The following is a 17,732-nucleotide window of genomic DNA, read 5'->3' as shown; positions in this document are numbered from 1 at the left end:
CACAACCGATCCGACGACGGCCCCGCCCCATTTTTGGGCAAGACCGCACCGGCGTTTCAGGGACACTTCATTGACCACATCAAGGACGCTTGTGCGCCACCTGATCAACCAGACCGTAAGCTTGCGCGTCATCGCCGGACATGAAATTGTCGCGGTCGGTGTCGCGGGCAATACGCTCGACCGGCTGGCCGGTGTGGTGCGCGAGCAGATGATTCAGACGTTCCTTCAGGTACAGAATTTCACGCGCCTGGATTTCGATGTCCGACGCCTGGCCGCGCGCCCCGCCCAGCGGCTGGTGAATCATCACACGTGAATTCGGCAGCGCAAAACGCTTGCCCTTCGCGCCTGCCGCCAGCAGGAACGCGCCCATACTGGCCGCGAGACCCATGCACAGCGTGGACACGTCTGGCTTGATGAACTGCATCGTGTCGTAGATCGCCATCCCGGCCGAAACCGAACCGCCCGGGCTGTTGATGTAGAAGCTGATGTCCTTGTCCGGGTTTTCACTTTCAAGGAACAACATCTGCGCGACGACGAGGTTAGCCGTCTGGTCGTTCACTTCGCCGACCAGGAACACGATGCGTTCCTTCAGCAGACGCGAGTAGATGTCATACGAGCGCTCGCCCCGGCCGCTCGTTTCCACGACGATCGGCACCAGTCCGAGCGCCTGCGCTTCGAGATCCCGGGACGACTGGGAGGTCAACGTGTCCAGCATTTGGGCGCGAAAGGTCATGCAATGGATCCTTGTCTGGAAATATTCTAAATATTAGATGCTAGACAGGTGTGGTCGACGAGCCCGTATTCAAGTGCCCGATCAGTGCGAGCGCGGCGTGCGACGCAATGTGAAACACGCCATGCAAAACGCACCGCACTTTCACAGCACAAAAAAACGGCGTGCGGGCCGTCGCTCCGACAGCCGGCACGCCGTTGCAGCGACGCTTACGCTTGCGCCGTTGCGCTTGCCAGTTCTTCGAAGCTTACTTCCTTGTCCGTCACCTTGGCCTTGCTAAGGACGAAATCGACGACGTTGGCTTCAACGACGTACGCTTCCATTTCTGCAAGACGTTGCTGATTGGAATAATACCAGCGGACGACTTCCTTCGGGTCTTCGTAGCTTTTCGCGAATTCGTCGACTTCGGCACGAATCTGCTCCGGCTTGGCTTGCAGTTCGTTGGCCTTGACCAGCTCGGCCAGCACGAGGCCCAGCTTCACACGACGCTCAGCCTGTTCCTTGAACATTTCAGCCGGGATCGGTGCGTCGGCGGCATTCGGCACGCCACGTTGCTCGAGGTCCTGACGAGCCATGCCGACCAGACGTTCCTGATCTTGCGCGATCAATGCGCCCGGCACGTCGAGTTCCGAAATCTTCAGGAGCGCGTCCATGACCTGGTTCTTGACGATGGCTTGCGTGCGACGCTTCGCTTCGCGTTCGAGATTGTCTTTGATCTCAGCGCGCATCTTGACCAGATCGCCGTCTTCGATACCGAGCGATTTCGCGAATTCAGCGTCGATTTCCGGCAGATGCGGCCACTCGATCTTCTTCATCGTGATCGTGAATTGCGCGGTCTTGCCTGCGACGTCCTTGCCGTGATAGTCAGCCGGGAAAGCCAGGTCGAATTCCTTCGATGCGCCGACCGCGAGGCCGAGCGCTGCCTTTTCGAATTCCGGCAACATGCGGCCTTCGCCCAGCACGAATGCGAAGTCGTCAGCGCTGCCGCCCTGGAACACTTCACCGTCGATCTTGCCGACGAAGTCGACCGTCACGCGATCGCCGTCTTTAGCCGCCGTGTCCGCGCCGCCGTCGCCATGCTCGCCGGCTTCGCCGCGAGCGTGGAAGTGCACGCGCTGCTTGCGCAGGATGTCCAGCGTGCGGTCGATTTCCGCTTCGCTGATGGTGGTCGTGGTGCGTTCGATTTCAGCCGTGGCGACGTCGCCCAGCTTCACTTCCGGATACACCTCGAACGTCGCGTCGAACGCGTAATCGCCTTCAGCAGCGTCGGCCTTCGGCGCGAAGCTCGGCTGACCGGCAACGCGCAGGTTTTCGGCGCGGCTGATGTCGAAAAATTCCTTGCCGACCTTGTCGCTCAGCACTTCAGCTTCAACCTGGCCCGAATACTGTTGCGTCACCATCTTGAGCGGCACCTTGCCCGGGCGGAAACCCGGCATGCGCACGTTCTTTGCCAGTTGGCGGATACGCGAGTCCACTTCCTTCTGCACGGCATCCTTCGGCAGGGAAATCGTTACGCGGCGTTCGAGCTTGCCGAGGTTTTCAACAACGTTAGCCATGGCTTCAATCGTCCTAAAATTATTCGAGCGAATCAGTTATCTTCTCCGTGCCGCTTTTCGATGCCGCCGATGTCGCATTTGCGTCGTCTGGCATCGATTGCGCGCCTGCGCCGCGGGCTTGCAGGCCGCCGGCAGCACGGTTGGGTCCAAAGAGCCGAATATTTTAGCAAACTATTTGCGCGCTTAGCCGGGATTCGATGATTGCGCGCGCTTTTATCGGTGTTCGAGCCGTTTTCAGCGCTGTTTTTCGCCTGTTTGCAGGTTGTCCGGCGGCTGTTCGCTGACCGCTCCACGCCCATCCGCTGCCAGTTTTCAGCCTGCCTTCGCCAATCTGACAATTCCTTTCGCCTGCCACGTTTTCGCCGGAAGCGCCCGCGTGACCGACGGCGTCGCGCCCGCCGCCCGCGTTCGCACGGATGGATCCCGCACGCGTCTCCACGGACAATCCCGGCTATGCCATTCGACATATTCAGTCGGCGCGCCCATGCTGATAAGCTTACGGACGCGCTCGGGGCTGCGCACGCATCTGGTCAATTCACCCGCCCTCGCAACGACTCCAACCATTCAGAGACACCATGCCGAATTTGCCGTCCTCGCCTGTCGTCGTCATTGCTCCCGATTCCTTCAAAGGTTCGCTCAGCGCGGAACAGGTCGCGCAGGCGATTGCGTCCGGCATCCAGCGCGCCCGGCCGGATGCCAGCGTGCGTATCTGTCCGATGGCCGACGGTGGCGAAGGCACGCTCGACGCCATGCTCACGAGCGGCGGCGAACGCCGCAAGCTGAGCGTGCGCGGCGCGGCCGGTCCGGTGCGCGAAGCCCTTACGGGCCTGCTTGCGGATGGCAGCGCGATCATTGAGACGGCGGAAATCGTCGGCATTACCGATCCGGTCGGCATGGGCGTACCGGTTGAGGCGCGCAGCACGCGCGGCATGGGCGAAGCGATTCGCGCGCTGCTCGATGCAGGCGTACGCCGCTTTTTCGTCGCGCTCGGCGGCAGCAGCACAAACGACGGCGGCGCCGGCCTGCTGGCCGGCCTCGGCCTGAAGCTTTTCGATGCACAACACAAAGAACTCGACGCCACGCCCGAACAACTCGCGCGCGTGGTGCGCCTCGACGTGTCCCAACTTGACGCGCGCCTCGCGGACACGCAGTTCGTCGGCATGTCGGACGTGGATAACCCCCTGACCGGCGATCACGGCGCAACCGCGGTGTTCGGTCCGCAAAAGGGTGTGAAGCCGGACCAGGTTGCTGCGATCGACGCCGCCCTCGCCCGCTTCGCCGATCTGCTCGAGGCAGCGCTGGGCCGCACGGCTCGCGACCAACCCGGAGCGGGTGCGGCCGGCGGCCTCGGCTTTGCGCTGCACATGCTCGGCGCGCAGTTCGAACCGGGTGCGGAAACCGTCGCTCGCCAGATCGGTCTGGACGCAGCGCTCGAGGGCGCAAACTGGCTGATCACCGGCGAAGGCCGCTCGGACGTGCAAACGCTGCACGGCAAGGCACCGTTCATTGCTTGCCGTCATGCGCAGACGGCTGGCGTACCGGCCACGCTGCTCTCCGGCGCGGTCGACTCCGCGGCGCTCCCGCGTCTCGCCGAATACTTCAGTGGCTGCTTCTCTCCGGCTCCAGGGCCGATCACGCTCGAGGTTGCGATTCGCGACGCGGCGCGTTTGCTGGCGGACGCGGCCGAACAGTTGACGCGCCTGAAATACGGCGCGCGTTGACCGGCGGAACGGTTGCGGCAACAATCACAGCGCCACAACCGCACCCACTCACAACGGGAAGACAATGAAGGCATCCGCCAGAACCGGACTCGAACAGTTCCTAACGTACCGTCTGCACGTCCTGAACAAACTCGCCGAGCGTGGCATCAGCGAGCGCTATCAGGACAAACTGGGTGTGACATTGCCTGAAGCAAGAGTGGTGGCGTCGGTGGGCTCGTTCGGACCGTTTTCGATCATGGAACTGGCGCGGCACGCCAACCTAGACAAGAGTCAGGCGAGCCGTGCGGCGGAGGCGTTGATCAGGCAAGGACTTGTGAAGCGCGAGCCGAGCGCAGAAGACGGCCGCGTCGTGCTGGTGTCACTGACTCCCGAAGGCCGCGCGCTCTATCGCAAAGTGATGCCGATCGCGCGCAAGTGGAACGGGGATATGTTCGACTGCCTCGACGAACAGGAAAAACTCGCGTTCGGCGAGGCGCTGGACAAGATCATCAACACGATGTCGGAGCGTGAGGAGTAAGTAACCGAGTACGCAGCCGCAGGGTGCCTGCGGCCTGCAACCCTCCCACGCCGCGCGATCGTTCTGTGCGGAGCAATCACCCGGCTACGGTGCAGCCCTTCGGCACGTTCCGACTACAAGGCTTCCAGCAATCCTCTACGCCGAAATACGCGCGCATCGAAGTCACTTCTTCCCGGTGTTTTGACCGTCAGCACTGGCGGTGCCTGCGTCCTTAGCTGTAGCGCTCGCCGCGCCCGACCCGCCTAGTGCATCGCCGGCCAATCCTCCAGCGCCGGCCGCGCCAGCCACTCCACCGCCGCCGTCGGCCACTCCCCCAGCCTGAGGCGCGACCTGCCCTTGAGCGCCACGCGCAAGCCGCCAGGCGATCGCACCGAGCGAGGCAACGGCCAGCAACAGAGCGGCCCACAACATATACCGCCGCATCGCATCGGGGTCTTTGCCTGATAACTGCGCATCAGCCTCCTGCCCGACGGGCAGTTCCTCACCCAGTCGCGCCGTCACGGCAACCGACGAAGCGCCCATCAGCAGGTCCGCCCGGCTGACCGCCGACGAAACCGCGGCCGCATTCCCCACCGCCAGCGTGAACGGCGCCGCGCCGCGCGCGACGAACGTGAGCGTCGCCGGACGCCAACCCGCGGCGACAATCAACGCGCCGCTCCCCAAACCGCCATTGCGCGTGTCGACCACCACACGCCAATGGCGATCCGTGTCGGGCTCCATTTCAAGCGATGGATTGCTCTGCTCCACCGTGCCGTTGTGCAAGCGGAACAATGTCGCGCTCGATACCTCTCGCCACGGCGCATCCAAACCCGAGCGCGAATAGACCACGGCCGGCGCCACGGTATTCGGCTGCGGAAGATTCAGGCGCAAACGATCGATGGGATAAGGCCCGCCGCTCTCGAAGAAATACTCGCCGGTTTTCGGCCCCGGACGGGCCACGATACCTTCGCGCCATTGCCGCTGCATATCGGCGCGCTGGGCCGCGCCGGCGCTGGCCATCTGTACCTGAGCGTCGATCGATTCAACGTAAGGCGCGCCGTCGAGCCAGTGCAAGCGCAGATAACGCGCGCGCATCCCGTTGAGCTCGATGCGATCCTGGCTCAGCGTGCTGCCGTTGTAGCTGACCTTGAGCAGTTGCGCTTCGCCCGCGGGTTGCCAACTGCGCAGATCGTTACTCGACTCGACGCTGACTCGCCCCTGGTAATTGTCGTCACGCACGTGCACGATCAATGCATCGACCAGAGCTTCGCCGCGCGCCTCGCGCGCGACGTCGACCAGGTCGGCGTCATGTTGTGCGCGATCGGGCGGCGCTGACGTTGCCCGCAGCGATCCGTCAGCGGCAATCGTCACGCCGAGTGGCGCACCGGTGCCGCCGGAAGCGGCGGGCGGCAAGGGAAACCAGTGCACCGTTCGCAATGTGGCCGGCGCACGGGCCGACTCACGCGGCGCGTCGAGCGAATAAGGCACAGGTTCGCCGGCGCCGTTGAATACGCGCACATCGCCGAGATCGTTGCGCTGGCTGGCAGCGTAGACGGGGGCCGACAGCGGCACGCTGTAATAGGCGGCGCCGCTTTCGAGTTCGAGCGCAAAACGCTGGGCAAAACGATCGGCCGCTACGGCCGCCGTCGATACCCACACAGACGAGATCGCAAAACACCACCCCGCAGCTATCAGGACACGCTTCATTGCTCAGTTTCCAGAACTGCCGCTTTGGGCGGCAAAGGCGAGAAGTAACCTATCAGCAACAGCATCAGACCGATACCGATGAACGACACGATCCGTTCGATACCCGTCACATGCGACAAATCGAACAGGAACAACTTGACGACGGTCACCGCCAGCAAGCCGCCGCCAATGAACCAGAATATCCGGCTCGCCCGGCGCGTTGCCCAGATCATCATAGCCAATGCGCAGACCGTCCAGAACACCGATACCGAAGCCTGCACGAGCATCGAATGAGACATCTCGTCAAGCTGATACGGCACGCCGATCCAATGATGCAGCGTGCGCAGCAGCATCGCGTTGAGCCAGATGAATCCGGTCACGCCGACGGCCACTTGCAAGGGCACACGGTACTCGCCGACCGGCACGCCCAGCCGGCTGATGCGCATGAGCCACAACGCAGCCAGCGCAAAAATCACCGCCTGCACCAGGTCGAGTGGATTAAGCAGCGGCAGGCGCGCCCACGCGCCGCCGTCCTGTGTCAGGTTCGCATAGAACGTCCACACCCACATCACCAGCACGAGCGGCGTCGATGCGATCGCACACAAGCGCACGATGCTGTCGCGACGCGCGAGCCACAGCCCGGCAAATGCAAACGCGCTCCAGCCAACCAGAAACACCTGCTGAAAATTGAACGACGCCAGCACCGCATCGACATCGTACGCCGCATGGAAATGATGATGCAGCGTGCGCAGCAGCAATGCGTTGAACCATAGGAACAGCGTCGCGAGCACCGCGTAGTCGAAAGCCCGCGGATGCCAGTGCACACCGAGTGCGCGCAGCCGCCGCAGCCACACGGCGCAGGCAATGAACGCGAGGATCTGCGCCACATCCAGCGGATTGAGAAGCGGCAGCCAGAAGAGCGGCGCGGCGCTGCCGTCGCTCGTGACGCTTGCGATGCTCCATGCCCACAGCAAGGCGGCGAGCGGCGCCGCTGCCCACACCTGATAGGCCGTTACGAAGCGCGCGACCGGCCAGCGCAAACGATGCCCGACGCCGGCCACCAACAGCAGCAGAATGCCGAAGCCATAAGCCCACGCGCTCCAGCTCCATGCGCCTTCCGGCACGTAGGCGCGCAAGCCCCAATAGCCTTCGAGCGCGACGAGCGCGCCGGCGGTCCAGAACATCAGTGTATGAAGCGGCGCAAGCACACGATCGCCGACATCGCGTTGCTGACGCCACAGCAGCAAGTAGGTGGACGCGGCGGCGACCGCGCAAACCAGCCAACCGTAACCGCTGACCGGCGCCATGCTCAACATGAACAGACTCAAGGTCAACAGAGCGAGAACCGGCACGAGCGCCAGCGCCGGCAGTTCGGCGAGCGGCCAACGCAGCCTGCGGCGCGCGCCGTGGGCGAGCCACGCTGTCAGAACGGCGAACAGCGCGACGACGGCAACGTCGCAACGATCGCGGTCATACGCAAGGTGCGCTTGCACGTACGTGTTGATTTCGCTTAGACCGCCGAGTATCCACCACGACAATCCCCACACGCCGGCAACAAGGCCGATCTGCGGCATCCATACGTGCCACGCGCCCGCCTCGCTGCGCCCATGCAACCGCCATCCCGTGAAGATCCCCGCGACCGCGATCAGCACACTCGCGATGTACGCGCCGTTGAGCACCGGCCAGGCATGCACGGCGTCGATCTGTGCGAGCGTGCCGACCACATACGCACCCGCGGCGCCCAGTTGCATCAGCAAGCCGAAGCCGAACGCGATCAGACGCCGCTGACGCACCGCGAGCCAGGTGATCGCGGCGCCTTCGATTGCCCAGGTCGCGCTCGTGGTCGGTCCGGTGAACGCGAGCGGGACGGCGAGCGTGGCGAAGATCACGGCCAGCGCGAGCATGGCTTCGAACATCATGCCGAGGTGCGCGCGCCGCCGCGCCAGCCAGCCCGCGATCGCGAGGTAGAACGCGGCCAGCGCCACCGCGCTCCACGCGAGACCGAATTCGGTGCCTTTCATCAGCGCCGCTTGCAGGCCGATCGCGACGAGCGGCGTGCCGAACACCAGCGTGCCGTCGACGTAATGCTTGAGCGCGACCTCGCGGCGCACCGCATAGAGCAACGCGATGCCGACATACATCAGGAAGAACAGGATAAGGAACGGTTCGGTGCTGGCAAGCAGCTCGGGCCGGTAAGCCGTCACGCCCCACGCGGCGCCGATCGAAAACGTGAACACGAAGCCGAGCAGATTGAGAGGCCGCCACGCCTTGAACCACGCAATCGCGAAGATGCCCGCGTTGAGCAGCGCGTAGTAGCTGAACAGCATCACGTGATTACCGCCGCCCGTTGACAGGAGCACCGGCGCGAGGAAGCCGCCCGCGCTCCCCATGAAGGCCAGCGACGACGCGTTCTGCCGCACCGCCAGAAACGCGCTCAAGCCACAGATCGCGATCATCAACGGCAAGGCTGCGCCTGCCGGTAGCAGATGGTAGAGCCTGGTTGCGGCGAACACGGTCAGATAGAGCACGCCGACGCCGCCACCCTGCAGGATCAGCCCGTACGCGCCGCGGCGCTCGCCGATGCGCCAGCCGAGTCCGATCAGGACGGTTGCGGCAAGCGCAACGCCGGCGAGGCGGAATTCGATCGGCAGCAGGCTGTTGTCGGCTGCGTACTTGAGCAGGAACGCAATGCCGAAGAACAGCACGATGATGCCGACCCGTACGACCGTGTTGCCGCCGAATAGCCAGTCACGGCCACTTTTGAAGAGGCGTTCAGCGAGATTGGGACCGGGCGGCGGTGCGGGCGGGGCTTGCGTCGGCAGTTGTTCGGTGGAAAGCGCGGGTCCGGCGGACGGCGACAAGGTTGTCGGGTTGGGTAGGTGAGCCTTCAGCGTGCTCGATGCGCCCGGGGTGCTCGATTCAGACATGCCGGCCGACATCGGCGGCGTGACCGAAGTAGCGCTCGCCGTCGGGGGGACGACGGCTGGTTGACCCTGCATTGCCTCAGACTCGGGATGCGGCTTCTGCTCCGTCGCAGGCGGCATCGCGTAAGGACGCGGCATAACGTTGGCCGGACGCAGTTTGAGCGCCGTAGGCTCGCCATCCACGCTTTCCTTAGCCGATGCGCCCGTGACGCTGGCTCGCAATTCGTGGATCTCGCCGCGCAGAGCGACGATCTCGCGTTCAAGTTGCTCGACGCGCGCGGCCAATGTGCCAGATGGGCTGCCAGGAGGGCTCAAGTTATCGGCCGCAGCCGGCCTGGACACAGATTCGTTGGAGACGCCCACACGCCTCTTTTGCAACAACCGCGCAATCGCAACACCGGCCACCCCACCCACCAATGCGCCGAAGCCGATCGAAAAATCGTTCGACACGGCGGCGATTATCCCGACCACCACGCCGATCACGGCAAATATCACGCTCATCGCATCCCTCTTTTATTGTCTTCTGTTGCGAGATCCATTTGTCGCCCGGATTAATCCGAGAATACCGTGTCAGCCATACGGTGAAAATCGGCGCGCAGAATACCACGTAAAGCGCGCTTTCGAGCCATCGAGCGAGCGCAGTTGGATCGTCATGCCTAGTTGCTGATGCATATCGGTTTTCTCAGACTTTGCGCTACTCGTTCTCCTTGGATTAATCCGAGGGCGGATTGGCATGAGGGCAAGCGTGTATTAGCAATCTGCGCAATCTGAGTGACAACGGATACCGCCTGATCCCAAGCGCAGCTCGGTAGGCACATCGATTACCTGGACAGATCCAGCAGCGGTGTCCGACTCCATATTGCTTGATAGCCTGACTACGTTGAAAACCATCGTCACGCTTCGAACACGGTAGCCCCGGCGCGGCAGCCGCGTTCGCGGCAACCCGCCAACCATGTCAAAATTCGGGGTCGGCCGCCAGGTCGTCAGTCACCCCCATTTCATCCAGGGAAGCTTCAGTGGACATCAACAAACAGGTAGCGGCCCTCACCGCATCAGAACTTCAAACCGCCGGCGCGAGCCAGGCGACGGCGATCGCTGTCAGCGTGGTGCTGCGTCATCTGCGCTCGCCCGAGCTGGCAAAACTGTTGTCGTCGGCATTCGAAAACCACCAGGCGGTCATGCTGCAAACGCCGTGGCCCGATCCGATGCTGCAGGCGTTCGAATCGACCCGCCGCTTTCTCGAAGGCGCCGTGCAAGCCGAGTTGCCAGGCACACAAGCCGAATCGCAATCACCGGCACCGGACGCCTGAGCGCGGCGGGGCACGCGAAGCCAGGCGCCGGGCCTGGCGTCAAATCACACGAAAAACAAAAAACCCCGTCAGTCCAAAGACTTAACGGGGTTCTCTGCTACATATTTGTTGGTGCGAGGGAGGGGACTCGAACCCCTACACCCTTGCGGGCGTCAGGACCTAAACCTGGTGCGTCTACCAATTTCGCCACCCTCGCAGCCGGGCAAAGCGCTGTGCGTTCTGCCCGATGTCCTGCATGCCCACGGCCGCGTTAAAACCCGCGCCCGAAAGCGTAAGCGCGAGATTCTAACCGATTGATTCGCACTTGTCTGCATTTGCTCGTGCATCGGCCCGCAAGGCGTCGATGCTACAATTTTTGGCTAAACGCACGCACGACGTGCCCCCTGTTTGCCTGCCCTTCCCCACATTCCTATCCCGTGAATTTCGACGAATACTGCCAGCAGAAAGCGGCGCCGCCCGGATCGAGCACTTACTATGCGCTTCGGCAAGCGCCCGCGGCAAGCCAACCGCTCCTGACCGCGCTGTTCGCGCTGCGTCGCGAGTTCGAGGAAACCGTTAAGGAAACCAGCGATCCGGCCATCGGCCGCACCAAACTCGCATGGTGGCAAAACGAGCTCGCCGCGCTGGCGTCGGGCTCACCGTCGCATCCGGTTTCCAAGGCGCTGGCGGCTTATCTGCCTGACGTGCAGGCCGAATATCCCGAGCTGCAGGCCTTGCTCGCCGGCTTCGAAATGGACCTCGACCAGGCGCGCTATCTCGACTACCCAAATCTGCGGCGTTATGTGCAAGGCGTCGGCGGCACCTTCGCGTCGCTTGTCGCGCGTGCTACGGCGAAAGACAGCGCGCAGGCGTCGAACTGGTCCGCGCCGCTCGGCGAGGCGCTGCAGCTTGCGCAGTTCGTCGCCGAAACCGGCAACGATGCGCGCCACGGCCGCATCTATATTCCGATCGATGAAATGCAGCGCTTTAACGTCACCGCTGCGGATCTGATCAATCGCAAATATTCCGATGCGTTTACCGAGCTGATGCGCTTCGAGACCAAGCGCGCGCGCGACGCGTTGCAAGCAGCGCTCGCCGCCATGCCCGCGAATGAGCGCCGCTCGCAGCGCACGCTCGTGGCGCAGGCAGCGCTCGCCCTGGCGCTGCTGGATGAAATCGAACGTGACGGCTATCACGTGCTGCATCAGCGCATTGCGTTGACGCCCATCCGCAAACTCTGGATCGCGTGGCGCGCGAAGTAAGCGGCAGACCCAACGGCCGCCAGCTCATGCTAATCAGCCAACGCCGTCCATCATCAGACGCGTAGTAGCGGCAGCGGCTCGAACCGCTGCTGCAGGATCGCTGACGCGTCGAGCCCCCACCACGGCCCGAGCACGGTCGCGTAGAGTTGCTGAAAATCGACGCCGACCGGCAAGTTGCCATTGCCGTCGAGCCGCGCGAGCGTCGGCGGCACACCGTACAAACCGCCCCGCACTCGCCCGCCCATGACGAAATGCGGCGCCACGGTGCCGTGATCGGTGCCGTTGCTTTGATTCTCGCGCGGGCGCCGGCCGAACTCGGCATAGGTCATCACCAGCGTCTCGTTCCAACGGCCGAGTTCCACCAGCGCCGACTTCATCGACGCAAACCCATCGGCCAGTTGCTTGAGCAGCGCCGCCTGTTGGCCCGGCTGATTCTGGTGCGTATCGAAACCGTTCAGCGTCAAACGGATCACCGCGACACCCTGCCCGCTCTTCGGCTGTCCTTGCGGGGTGTTTCCAGCCGCGAGCACCTGCATCGCCGTCTTGATCGAACCGCCGAATGCGCCGCCGGGAAACACCGTCTTCAATTGCGCCTGACCTTGCGTGGGACGTAGACGATCGGCGGCTTTCACGATGTCGTTCTCGACGTCGAGAATGTGCGCCAATTCCGGATTGCGCTCGTGCAGCGACACCGGCGTGACGAGGCGCGAAGCCTTGACGAACTGCGCCGGATTGACCAGCGCGATCGCGCGTGCGCCGTTGGCGAGCGGTCCCATTTCGGCGCTGCCGATCACCACGCCGTCGGCGGCAAAACCGGCTGGCACCGGCGCCTGCGCGAACGCACGTGTGAGCCAGCCCTCGCGCAGATATTGATCCGAACGCGAGGCGGTGTCCCAGATCTCGATCGAGCGGAAATGCGAGAGATTGGGCTGCGCGTAGCTGACGCCTTGAACGATCGCCAGTTGCTGGCTCTGCCAAAGCGGCATCAGCGGCTGCAACGATGGATGCAGCGCGGTGCGCTCGTCGAGCTGGATCGCCTGCTCGCGTTTGATGCCGATGTTTTTCCGCAGTTGATAGTAAGTGGGATCGGCAAACGGAATCACGGTATTCAAACCGTCGTTGCCGCCCTTCAGTTCGACGAGGATCAGCAGGTTGCCGTAGCCTCGATTCGTAGCGCCGCCCACTTCTGCCGCCTGCGCACCGAACGCGCGTGGCAACCAAAGCGTCGCGCCGGCGGCTGCGCCCATCGAGAGAAAGCTGCGTCGTTTCATCCTGCACCTCGTTCGATTGTCATGGCGCGTGTCTGGCCGCCGTCGACGGATCGTTCATTTGCGCTGCTCATCGGCGTTATACGGTTGAGCGGCTCAATTCCGTCGCCTGTCCGCACTGCTCACTTCCTCACTTCCTCACTTCAATTGATAAGCCGGGTCCATCAGCAACGCCTCCAGATAAGCGCTGGCGGTCGAATCGGTTTCGATCGCGTCGACCGGCGTAAGCGGCAAGACCGCGTGCTGCAACTGAAGCTCCGCCGACAGCCCCGGCTTCGCCGTCGGCGCGGCGTTGTAATGCGCAAGCCACGTGTCGATATCAAAGCGTACGCCACCCTGGCTAGCCGGGCCAACACGCGCCATCGCGCGCTGCATTGGCGGACTCGTCTGCATATTGCCCGATGCACCGCTCGCCGCGATCTTCGCACCCACCGGATTGTTCATGCGCTGCGGACGGGCGGCTTCAGTCGCGCGAAACAGTTGCTCGACGAATTGCTTGCGCGCCAGCAGCGTCGAACTATTGATCCAAATCGTCCCGCCCGGCCATCCTTTGACGTTCGGCGGGTAGAACAGGTTCTCGCCGAGGTTGCGGATCTGCGCGGCAAACGGCGCCGTGTTGTCGTAGCCGATATCGAACGCACGCAGTGTCCCGACCACGAATTCCACCGGCGATTTCACGAGGACGCCGCGATCGCCGTCGTCCCAGAACGCGTCGCTCATGAAAAGGCCGCGCAGCGCGACCTTGATATCGTAGTGACTCGCGCGGAACTGCGCGGCGATCGGTGCGATGCGAGCGGGGTCCGGCGTATCGGAGACGAACTCGCGCCACAGCTTGGTCGTGACGAAGGTCGCGGTTTCCGGCCGGGCGAGCAGGATGTCGAGCACCTGGTCGCCGTCGAACGGTCCGGTTTGACCGAGCACGGTCTTGTTGCCATCGTCGTGCTGCCTGGCCTGCCACACGTATGCCTGGGTATCGGGGTCGAGGCTCCACCCCGTGTAGGCACGCGCAGCTTCCGACACGTCGCGCTGCGAGTAGTGCCCTTCGCCCAGCGTGAACAGCTCCATCACTTCACGCGCGAAGTTTTCGTTGGGCTTGCCCTTGCGATTGCTCGCGCCATCGAGGTATTGCAGCATCGCCGGATCTTTCGCGACGTCGTGCAACAGTTCGCCGAAGTTGCCGAGCGCGTCACGGCGCAACAGCATGTTCTGCTGCGCCATCTGCTGCGGATACTGGACCTTGTCCTGGCCGGAGGTGAAGTGGTTGTGCCAGAAGAGCGTCATGCGCTCGGTCAGCGGCGACGGCGTTGCCAGCATCTCGCGCACCCACCACGCGCGTAATAGTTCGTAACGCTGGCCGCGCAGCCGCTGCTCGTCGCGACGTTGATCGTCCGTCCATGTCTTGCGAATGTCGCGCGTCGGGATAGGTTCGAGCACCCAGTCCGGCAGCGGCGTGACAGATTCGGTCCGGGTTGTCGCGAGCACCTTGTCCACCGCCTGCTCGCGTGTGAGGCCAACGTATTGGGCGACCTCGCCACTATCGGGCGCAAAGCCGACGCGCGTCAGGAAGAAACGGGCGTCGTCGGCGTCGAGGATGTCCTCGTCGGCCACGGAGACGGCAGACGCGGCAGACGGCGCGCGATGTTTGTTGTGGGGGGCATGAGAAGTAGAGGCGCCCTGCTGCACGGCCGGCGCCGGTGCACACCATGTCACGGCCACTAACGCCGTGGCTGTGACTGCCAGCCAACGCCCACCTTTACCGCCTGTCAGCACTTTCATCATCGGTCATCCGGTTGCGGGGCATCACGGAAAGGCATTCGCGCATGGAAAAACGCGCTACACACGCGCTGTGCTCTGGCAACTCAACGGCAGATGGAACGGGAAAGTTGACGGGGGAAGTGCAACGAAATCTTTCACGCGCGGAGAATCGGCGAGCGGCCGGCGACCCGCGTGCCCTGGAGCAGGCACGAAAATAGCTACCGTTTATAGAGCTCGCGGACAGCATCTTCGATGTGCTGCCGTAACAGACGCCGTTCGTCGGGCGTCATATGACCATCACGACGACGTTGATCGAGATCGGGGGGAACTGCAGTGCGCAACATCACGTCTGACGCAGGGCGGTCGTTAGTGACGCTGGGGTTGTGGCGGCTCGCTTTGGAATTTGGCGGCCTGGGCGCGCGTTCGCTCGCAGCTCTGTCGGCCGAAGGCTGGGCGTGGGCGAGCGTTGGTCCTAGTGTGCCTGCAAGCGTACCGGCAATCGCCAGTGCAATTACGCTCAGGCGCACATTCGGCCAAACCCCTCCCTTCATGTTGTTCCCTTCGTGGCGCGGCAACCGGCTACCTCAAATGCGTATACAAACCCCGGTAGCGAGCCGGGTGCGAGAGTTTTAGTCGAGTGAAGTATCCACCGAACAGCCGCATTCAGTAAAGGAGTCTACCTGCCCCTGCTTTACGTCGTGCCACAGTGCGGGTAAATTTTGTAACTGACTGTAACCCGATAAATGATGCAACCGCGCGCTACTTTCTAATCGCGCTAAGATGCCGACCATGGAAACCAAAAACCCTTCGAAAATCCTCGTCGTCGACGACGATCCGCGCCTGCGCGATCTGCTGCGCCGCTACCTCGGTGAACAGGGCTTCAATGTCTACGTTGCCGAGAACGCGCCGTCCATGAACAAGCTCTGGGTGCGTGAGCGCTTCGACTTGCTGGTGCTCGATCTGATGCTGCCAGGCGAAGACGGTCTGTCGATCTGCCGCCGCCTGCGCGGCAGCAACGACCGCACGCCGATCATCATGCTGACGGCCAAGGGTGAAGACGTCGACCGTATCGTCGGCCTCGAAATGGGCGCCGACGACTACCTGCCCAAGCCGTTCAACCCGCGCGAACTGGTCGCGCGGATTCACGCGGTGCTGCGCCGGCAATCGCCGTCGGAGTTGCCTGGGGCGCCGTCCGAAACCACCGAGGTGTTCGAGTTCGGCGAGTTCGCCCTGAATCTCGCCACCCGCACGCTCACCAAGGCCGGCCAGGAAATCCCGCTGACCACGGGTGAGTTCTCGGTGCTGAAGGTATTTGCGCGTCACCCGCGTCAGCCGCTGTCGCGTGAAAAGCTGATGGAACTGGCGCGCGGCCGTGAATACGAAGTGTTCGACCGCAGTCTCGACGTGCAGATTTCGCGTCTGCGCAAGCTGATCGAACCGGATCCGGGCAGCCCCCGTTTCATCCAGACCGTCTGGGGCCTCGGCTACGTGTTCATTCCTGACGGTGCAGCCTGAGTTTGCTCTCGCACCCCAGTGTCGACCAGAGTTGGCGCTTCAGCGCCTTATCTCTGGTCACCAGCAAAGCAATCGACCCGAGTTCGCGCTTTAGCGCGACTACTCCGGTCCCATACAAGATAGTTCCAGATAAGAAGGGCCCATGCGGATCGACCGGCGCCTCCTGACGCTCGCGTTCGGTGGCCTTTTCTGGCGGACCTTTCTGTTGATCGCGCTGTTGATCGCAGTCAGTCTCGCCGCGTGGTTCCAGAGCTTTCGGGTGATCGAACGCGAGCCGCGCGCGCAGCGCGTGGCGTTGCAGCTAGTCGCCATCGTCAAGCTCACGCGCACCGCGCTCCTCTATTCCGATCCTGACCTGCGGCGCGCCCTGCTGCAGGACCTGGAGAGCAATGAAGGGGTGCGCGTGTACCCGCGCGAAACCACCGACAAGTACAAACTCCAGCCGGACGAATCCCTGAACCGGCTGATCGAACACGACATTCGCGGCCGCCTCGGCGACGACACGGTCATTGCACAGAGCGTGAACGACATCCCCGGCGTCTGGATCAGCTTCAAGATCGACGACGACGACTACTGGGTGGCGCTCGACCGCGATCAACTGGACAACGCGACGGGCCTGCAATGGGCCGGCTGGGGCGTGTTCGCGCTGGCGCTGTCACTCTTCGGCGCGGCGTTCATCACGAGTCTCGTGAACCGTCCGTTCGCCCGTCTCGCCATGGCCGCGCGCAAGGTCGGCTCAGGCCAGTCGCCAGAACCGTTGCCCGAGCGCGGCATGGGCGTGGCCGCCGAGACCAATCGAAGTTTCAACCAGATGGTGCAGGACCTCGAACAGCTCGAGGCCGACCGCGCGCTGATGCTCGCGGGTATCTCGCACGATCTGCGCACCCCGCTCGCGCGGCTGCGGCTCGAAACCGAAATGAGCCCCTCCGACCAGGCCACGAAAGACGCGATGGTCGACGACATCGAGCAGATGGACATGATCATCGGCCGATTCCTAGATTACGCGCGTCCGGTGCAGCGGGTGCCGGAGCCCGTCGATCTGTCGGTGATCGCAGGCGAGCTTGCCGCGCGGATGCAAAGCGAGGACAGCATGCGGCTGATTACGCGCCTCGCGCCCTCGGCGGTGATCGAGGCGGATGAGACCGACATGCGGCGCGTGGTGGGCAATCTGCTGGAGAACGCGCGCAAGTACGGTTTGAGCGACGGCGACGGCATACCGCACGTGATTCTGGAAACACGGGTATCGCACTCGCGGGTCGAATTGTCCGTGGTCGACGAAGGGCCAGGCATTCCTGAAGACCAGTTGGCGCTTGTCACGCGACCGTTCTATCGCGTGAATTCCGCGCGCACCCAGGCGAACGGCACGGGCCTCGGCATGGCCATCGTGCAGCGGCTGGTAGGCCGTTATCGCGGCGCGCTGCGTCTGCGCAACCGCACGCCAGGCCCGGGCCTCGAGGTCACTATCGAGTTTCCGCTCGCAAAAGGCGTCTGATTGACCAGCCCCGGGGCTTTACGTCGACCGCGTTGAGT

The 17,732-nt window shown here is 63.3% G+C and carries 13 protein-coding genes and 1 tRNA gene; 6 read left to right on the top strand and 8 right to left on the bottom strand.

The window, feature by feature from the left end; genetic code table 11:
• Nucleotides 1-79: 79 nt before the first annotated feature.
• Nucleotides 80-733, bottom strand: coding sequence for an ATP-dependent Clp endopeptidase proteolytic subunit ClpP (clpP, locus tag R8871_RS21635; protein WP_007182010.1), 654 nt, complete (start codon nucleotides 731-733; stop codon nucleotides 80-82).
• A gap of 206 nt (nucleotides 734-939) precedes the next feature.
• Nucleotides 940-2,286: a trigger factor gene (gene tig, locus R8871_RS21630; protein ID WP_175052291.1), complete on the bottom strand. Its 1,347-nt coding sequence runs from the start codon at nucleotides 2,284-2,286 to the stop codon at nucleotides 940-942.
• 575 nt (nucleotides 2,287-2,861) lie between these two features.
• On the opposite strand from tig, the gene R8871_RS21625 reads away from it, so the two are divergent.
• Complete coding sequence (locus tag R8871_RS21625) at nucleotides 2,862-4,007, top strand: glycerate kinase (RefSeq protein ID WP_175052290.1); 1,146 nt, start codon at nucleotides 2,862-2,864, stop codon at nucleotides 4,005-4,007.
• A 64-nt stretch (nucleotides 4,008-4,071) separates the two neighbouring features.
• Entirely contained in the window at nucleotides 4,072-4,524 is a 453-nt protein-coding gene (locus R8871_RS21620) for a MarR family winged helix-turn-helix transcriptional regulator (protein WP_175052289.1), read from the top strand.
• A 162-nt stretch (nucleotides 4,525-4,686) separates the two neighbouring features.
• Here R8871_RS21620 and R8871_RS21615 read toward each other — a convergent pair whose 3' ends face one another.
• Together R8871_RS21615 and R8871_RS21610 are read right to left on the bottom strand one after the other, a co-directional pair.
• Nucleotides 4,687-6,210: a DUF3999 domain-containing protein gene (locus R8871_RS21615; RefSeq protein WP_175052288.1), complete on the bottom strand. Its 1,524-nt coding sequence runs from the start codon at nucleotides 6,208-6,210 to the stop codon at nucleotides 4,687-4,689.
• On the bottom strand, nucleotides 6,207-9,614 hold the full coding sequence (locus tag R8871_RS21610; protein ID WP_175052287.1) for a DUF2339 domain-containing protein: 3,408 nt from the start codon (nucleotides 9,612-9,614) through the stop codon (nucleotides 6,207-6,209). The genes R8871_RS21615 and R8871_RS21610 overlap by 4 nt, the downstream gene beginning before the upstream one ends.
• A gap of 515 nt (nucleotides 9,615-10,129) precedes the next feature.
• On the opposite strand from R8871_RS21610, the gene R8871_RS21605 reads away from it, so the two are divergent.
• Nucleotides 10,130-10,423 carry a hypothetical protein gene (locus tag R8871_RS21605; RefSeq protein ID WP_175052286.1) on the top strand — a complete coding sequence of 98 codons (294 nt, stop codon included), beginning with the start codon at nucleotides 10,130-10,132 and terminating at the stop codon, nucleotides 10,421-10,423.
• Between the two features lie 109 nt (nucleotides 10,424-10,532).
• Here the strand turns inward: R8871_RS21605 and R8871_RS21600 are convergent.
• A tRNA-Leu gene (locus tag R8871_RS21600) sits at nucleotides 10,533-10,619 on the bottom strand.
• Nucleotides 10,620-10,839: 220 nt separating this feature from the next.
• Here R8871_RS21600 and R8871_RS21595 point away from each other — a divergent pair.
• Nucleotides 10,840-11,664 carry a squalene/phytoene synthase family protein gene (locus R8871_RS21595; protein WP_175052285.1) on the top strand — a complete coding sequence of 275 codons (825 nt, stop codon included), beginning with the start codon at nucleotides 10,840-10,842 and terminating at the stop codon, nucleotides 11,662-11,664.
• A gap of 53 nt (nucleotides 11,665-11,717) precedes the next feature.
• On the opposite strand, the gene R8871_RS21590 is transcribed toward R8871_RS21595, so the two are convergent.
• The 3 genes from R8871_RS21590 to R8871_RS38490 all read right to left on the bottom strand — a co-directional run bounded on the left by R8871_RS21590 (nucleotide 11,718) and on the right by R8871_RS38490 (nucleotide 15,238).
• The gene (locus tag R8871_RS21590; protein WP_175052284.1) at nucleotides 11,718-12,935 is read right to left on the bottom strand and encodes a DUF1501 domain-containing protein; all 1,218 of its coding nucleotides are present in this window, start codon (nucleotides 12,933-12,935) and stop codon (nucleotides 11,718-11,720) included.
• A gap of 135 nt (nucleotides 12,936-13,070) precedes the next feature.
• The gene (locus R8871_RS21585; RefSeq protein WP_175052283.1) at nucleotides 13,071-14,711 is read right to left on the bottom strand and encodes a DUF1800 domain-containing protein; all 1,641 of its coding nucleotides are present in this window, start codon (nucleotides 14,709-14,711) and stop codon (nucleotides 13,071-13,073) included.
• 194 nt (nucleotides 14,712-14,905) lie between these two features.
• Entirely contained in the window at nucleotides 14,906-15,238 is a 333-nt protein-coding gene (locus R8871_RS38490; protein ID WP_246287634.1) for a hypothetical protein, read from the bottom strand.
• A gap of 229 nt (nucleotides 15,239-15,467) precedes the next feature.
• Between R8871_RS38490 and ompR the strand changes: the two genes are divergently transcribed.
• Both ompR and R8871_RS21575 read left to right on the top strand, forming a co-directional pair.
• Nucleotides 15,468-16,202, top strand: a complete 735-nt coding sequence (gene ompR, locus R8871_RS21580; RefSeq protein ID WP_006048917.1) for an osmolarity response regulator transcription factor OmpR — start codon at nucleotides 15,468-15,470, stop codon at nucleotides 16,200-16,202.
• A 142-nt stretch (nucleotides 16,203-16,344) separates the two neighbouring features.
• Nucleotides 16,345-17,694, top strand: coding sequence for an ATP-binding protein (locus R8871_RS21575; RefSeq protein WP_007182020.1), 1,350 nt, complete (start codon nucleotides 16,345-16,347; stop codon nucleotides 17,692-17,694).
• Nucleotides 17,695-17,732: the final 38 nt, after the last annotated feature.

It is taken from the genome of Paraburkholderia sediminicola, from assembly GCF_902859805.1.
In the GTDB taxonomy this organism is placed as follows: Bacteria; Pseudomonadota; Gammaproteobacteria; order Burkholderiales; family Burkholderiaceae; genus Paraburkholderia; species Paraburkholderia sediminicola.
Note: the sequence above shows the minus strand (reverse complement) of the source record. Positions and strands in the feature narration are given on the sequence as shown.

Excerpts from the sequence above, each read along its gene's own strand:
- clpP (WP_007182010.1), bottom strand. The coding sequence starts at position 733 with ATGACCTTTCGCGCCCAAATGCTGGACACGTTGACCTCCCAGTCGTCC.
- tig (WP_175052291.1), bottom strand. The coding sequence starts at position 2,286 with ATGGCTAACGTTGTTGAAAACCTCGGCAAGCTCGAACGCCGCGTAACG.
- R8871_RS21625 (WP_175052290.1), top strand. The coding sequence starts at position 2,862 with ATGCCGAATTTGCCGTCCTCGCCTGTCGTCGTCATTGCTCCCGATTCC.
- R8871_RS21620 (WP_175052289.1), top strand. The coding sequence starts at position 4,072 with ATGAAGGCATCCGCCAGAACCGGACTCGAACAGTTCCTAACGTACCGT.
- R8871_RS21615 (WP_175052288.1), bottom strand. The coding sequence starts at position 6,210 with ATGAAGCGTGTCCTGATAGCTGCGGGGTGGTGTTTTGCGATCTCGTCT.
- R8871_RS21610 (WP_175052287.1), bottom strand. The coding sequence starts at position 9,614 with ATGAGCGTGATATTTGCCGTGATCGGCGTGGTGGTCGGGATAATCGCC.
- R8871_RS21590 (WP_175052284.1), bottom strand. The coding sequence starts at position 12,935 with ATGAAACGACGCAGCTTTCTCTCGATGGGCGCAGCCGCCGGCGCGACG.
- R8871_RS21585 (WP_175052283.1), bottom strand. The coding sequence starts at position 14,711 with ATGATGAAAGTGCTGACAGGCGGTAAAGGTGGGCGTTGGCTGGCAGTC.
- R8871_RS38490 (WP_246287634.1), bottom strand. The coding sequence starts at position 15,238 with ATGAAGGGAGGGGTTTGGCCGAATGTGCGCCTGAGCGTAATTGCACTG.
- ompR (WP_006048917.1), top strand. The coding sequence starts at position 15,468 with ATGCCGACCATGGAAACCAAAAACCCTTCGAAAATCCTCGTCGTCGAC.
- R8871_RS21575 (WP_007182020.1), top strand. The coding sequence starts at position 16,345 with ATGCGGATCGACCGGCGCCTCCTGACGCTCGCGTTCGGTGGCCTTTTC.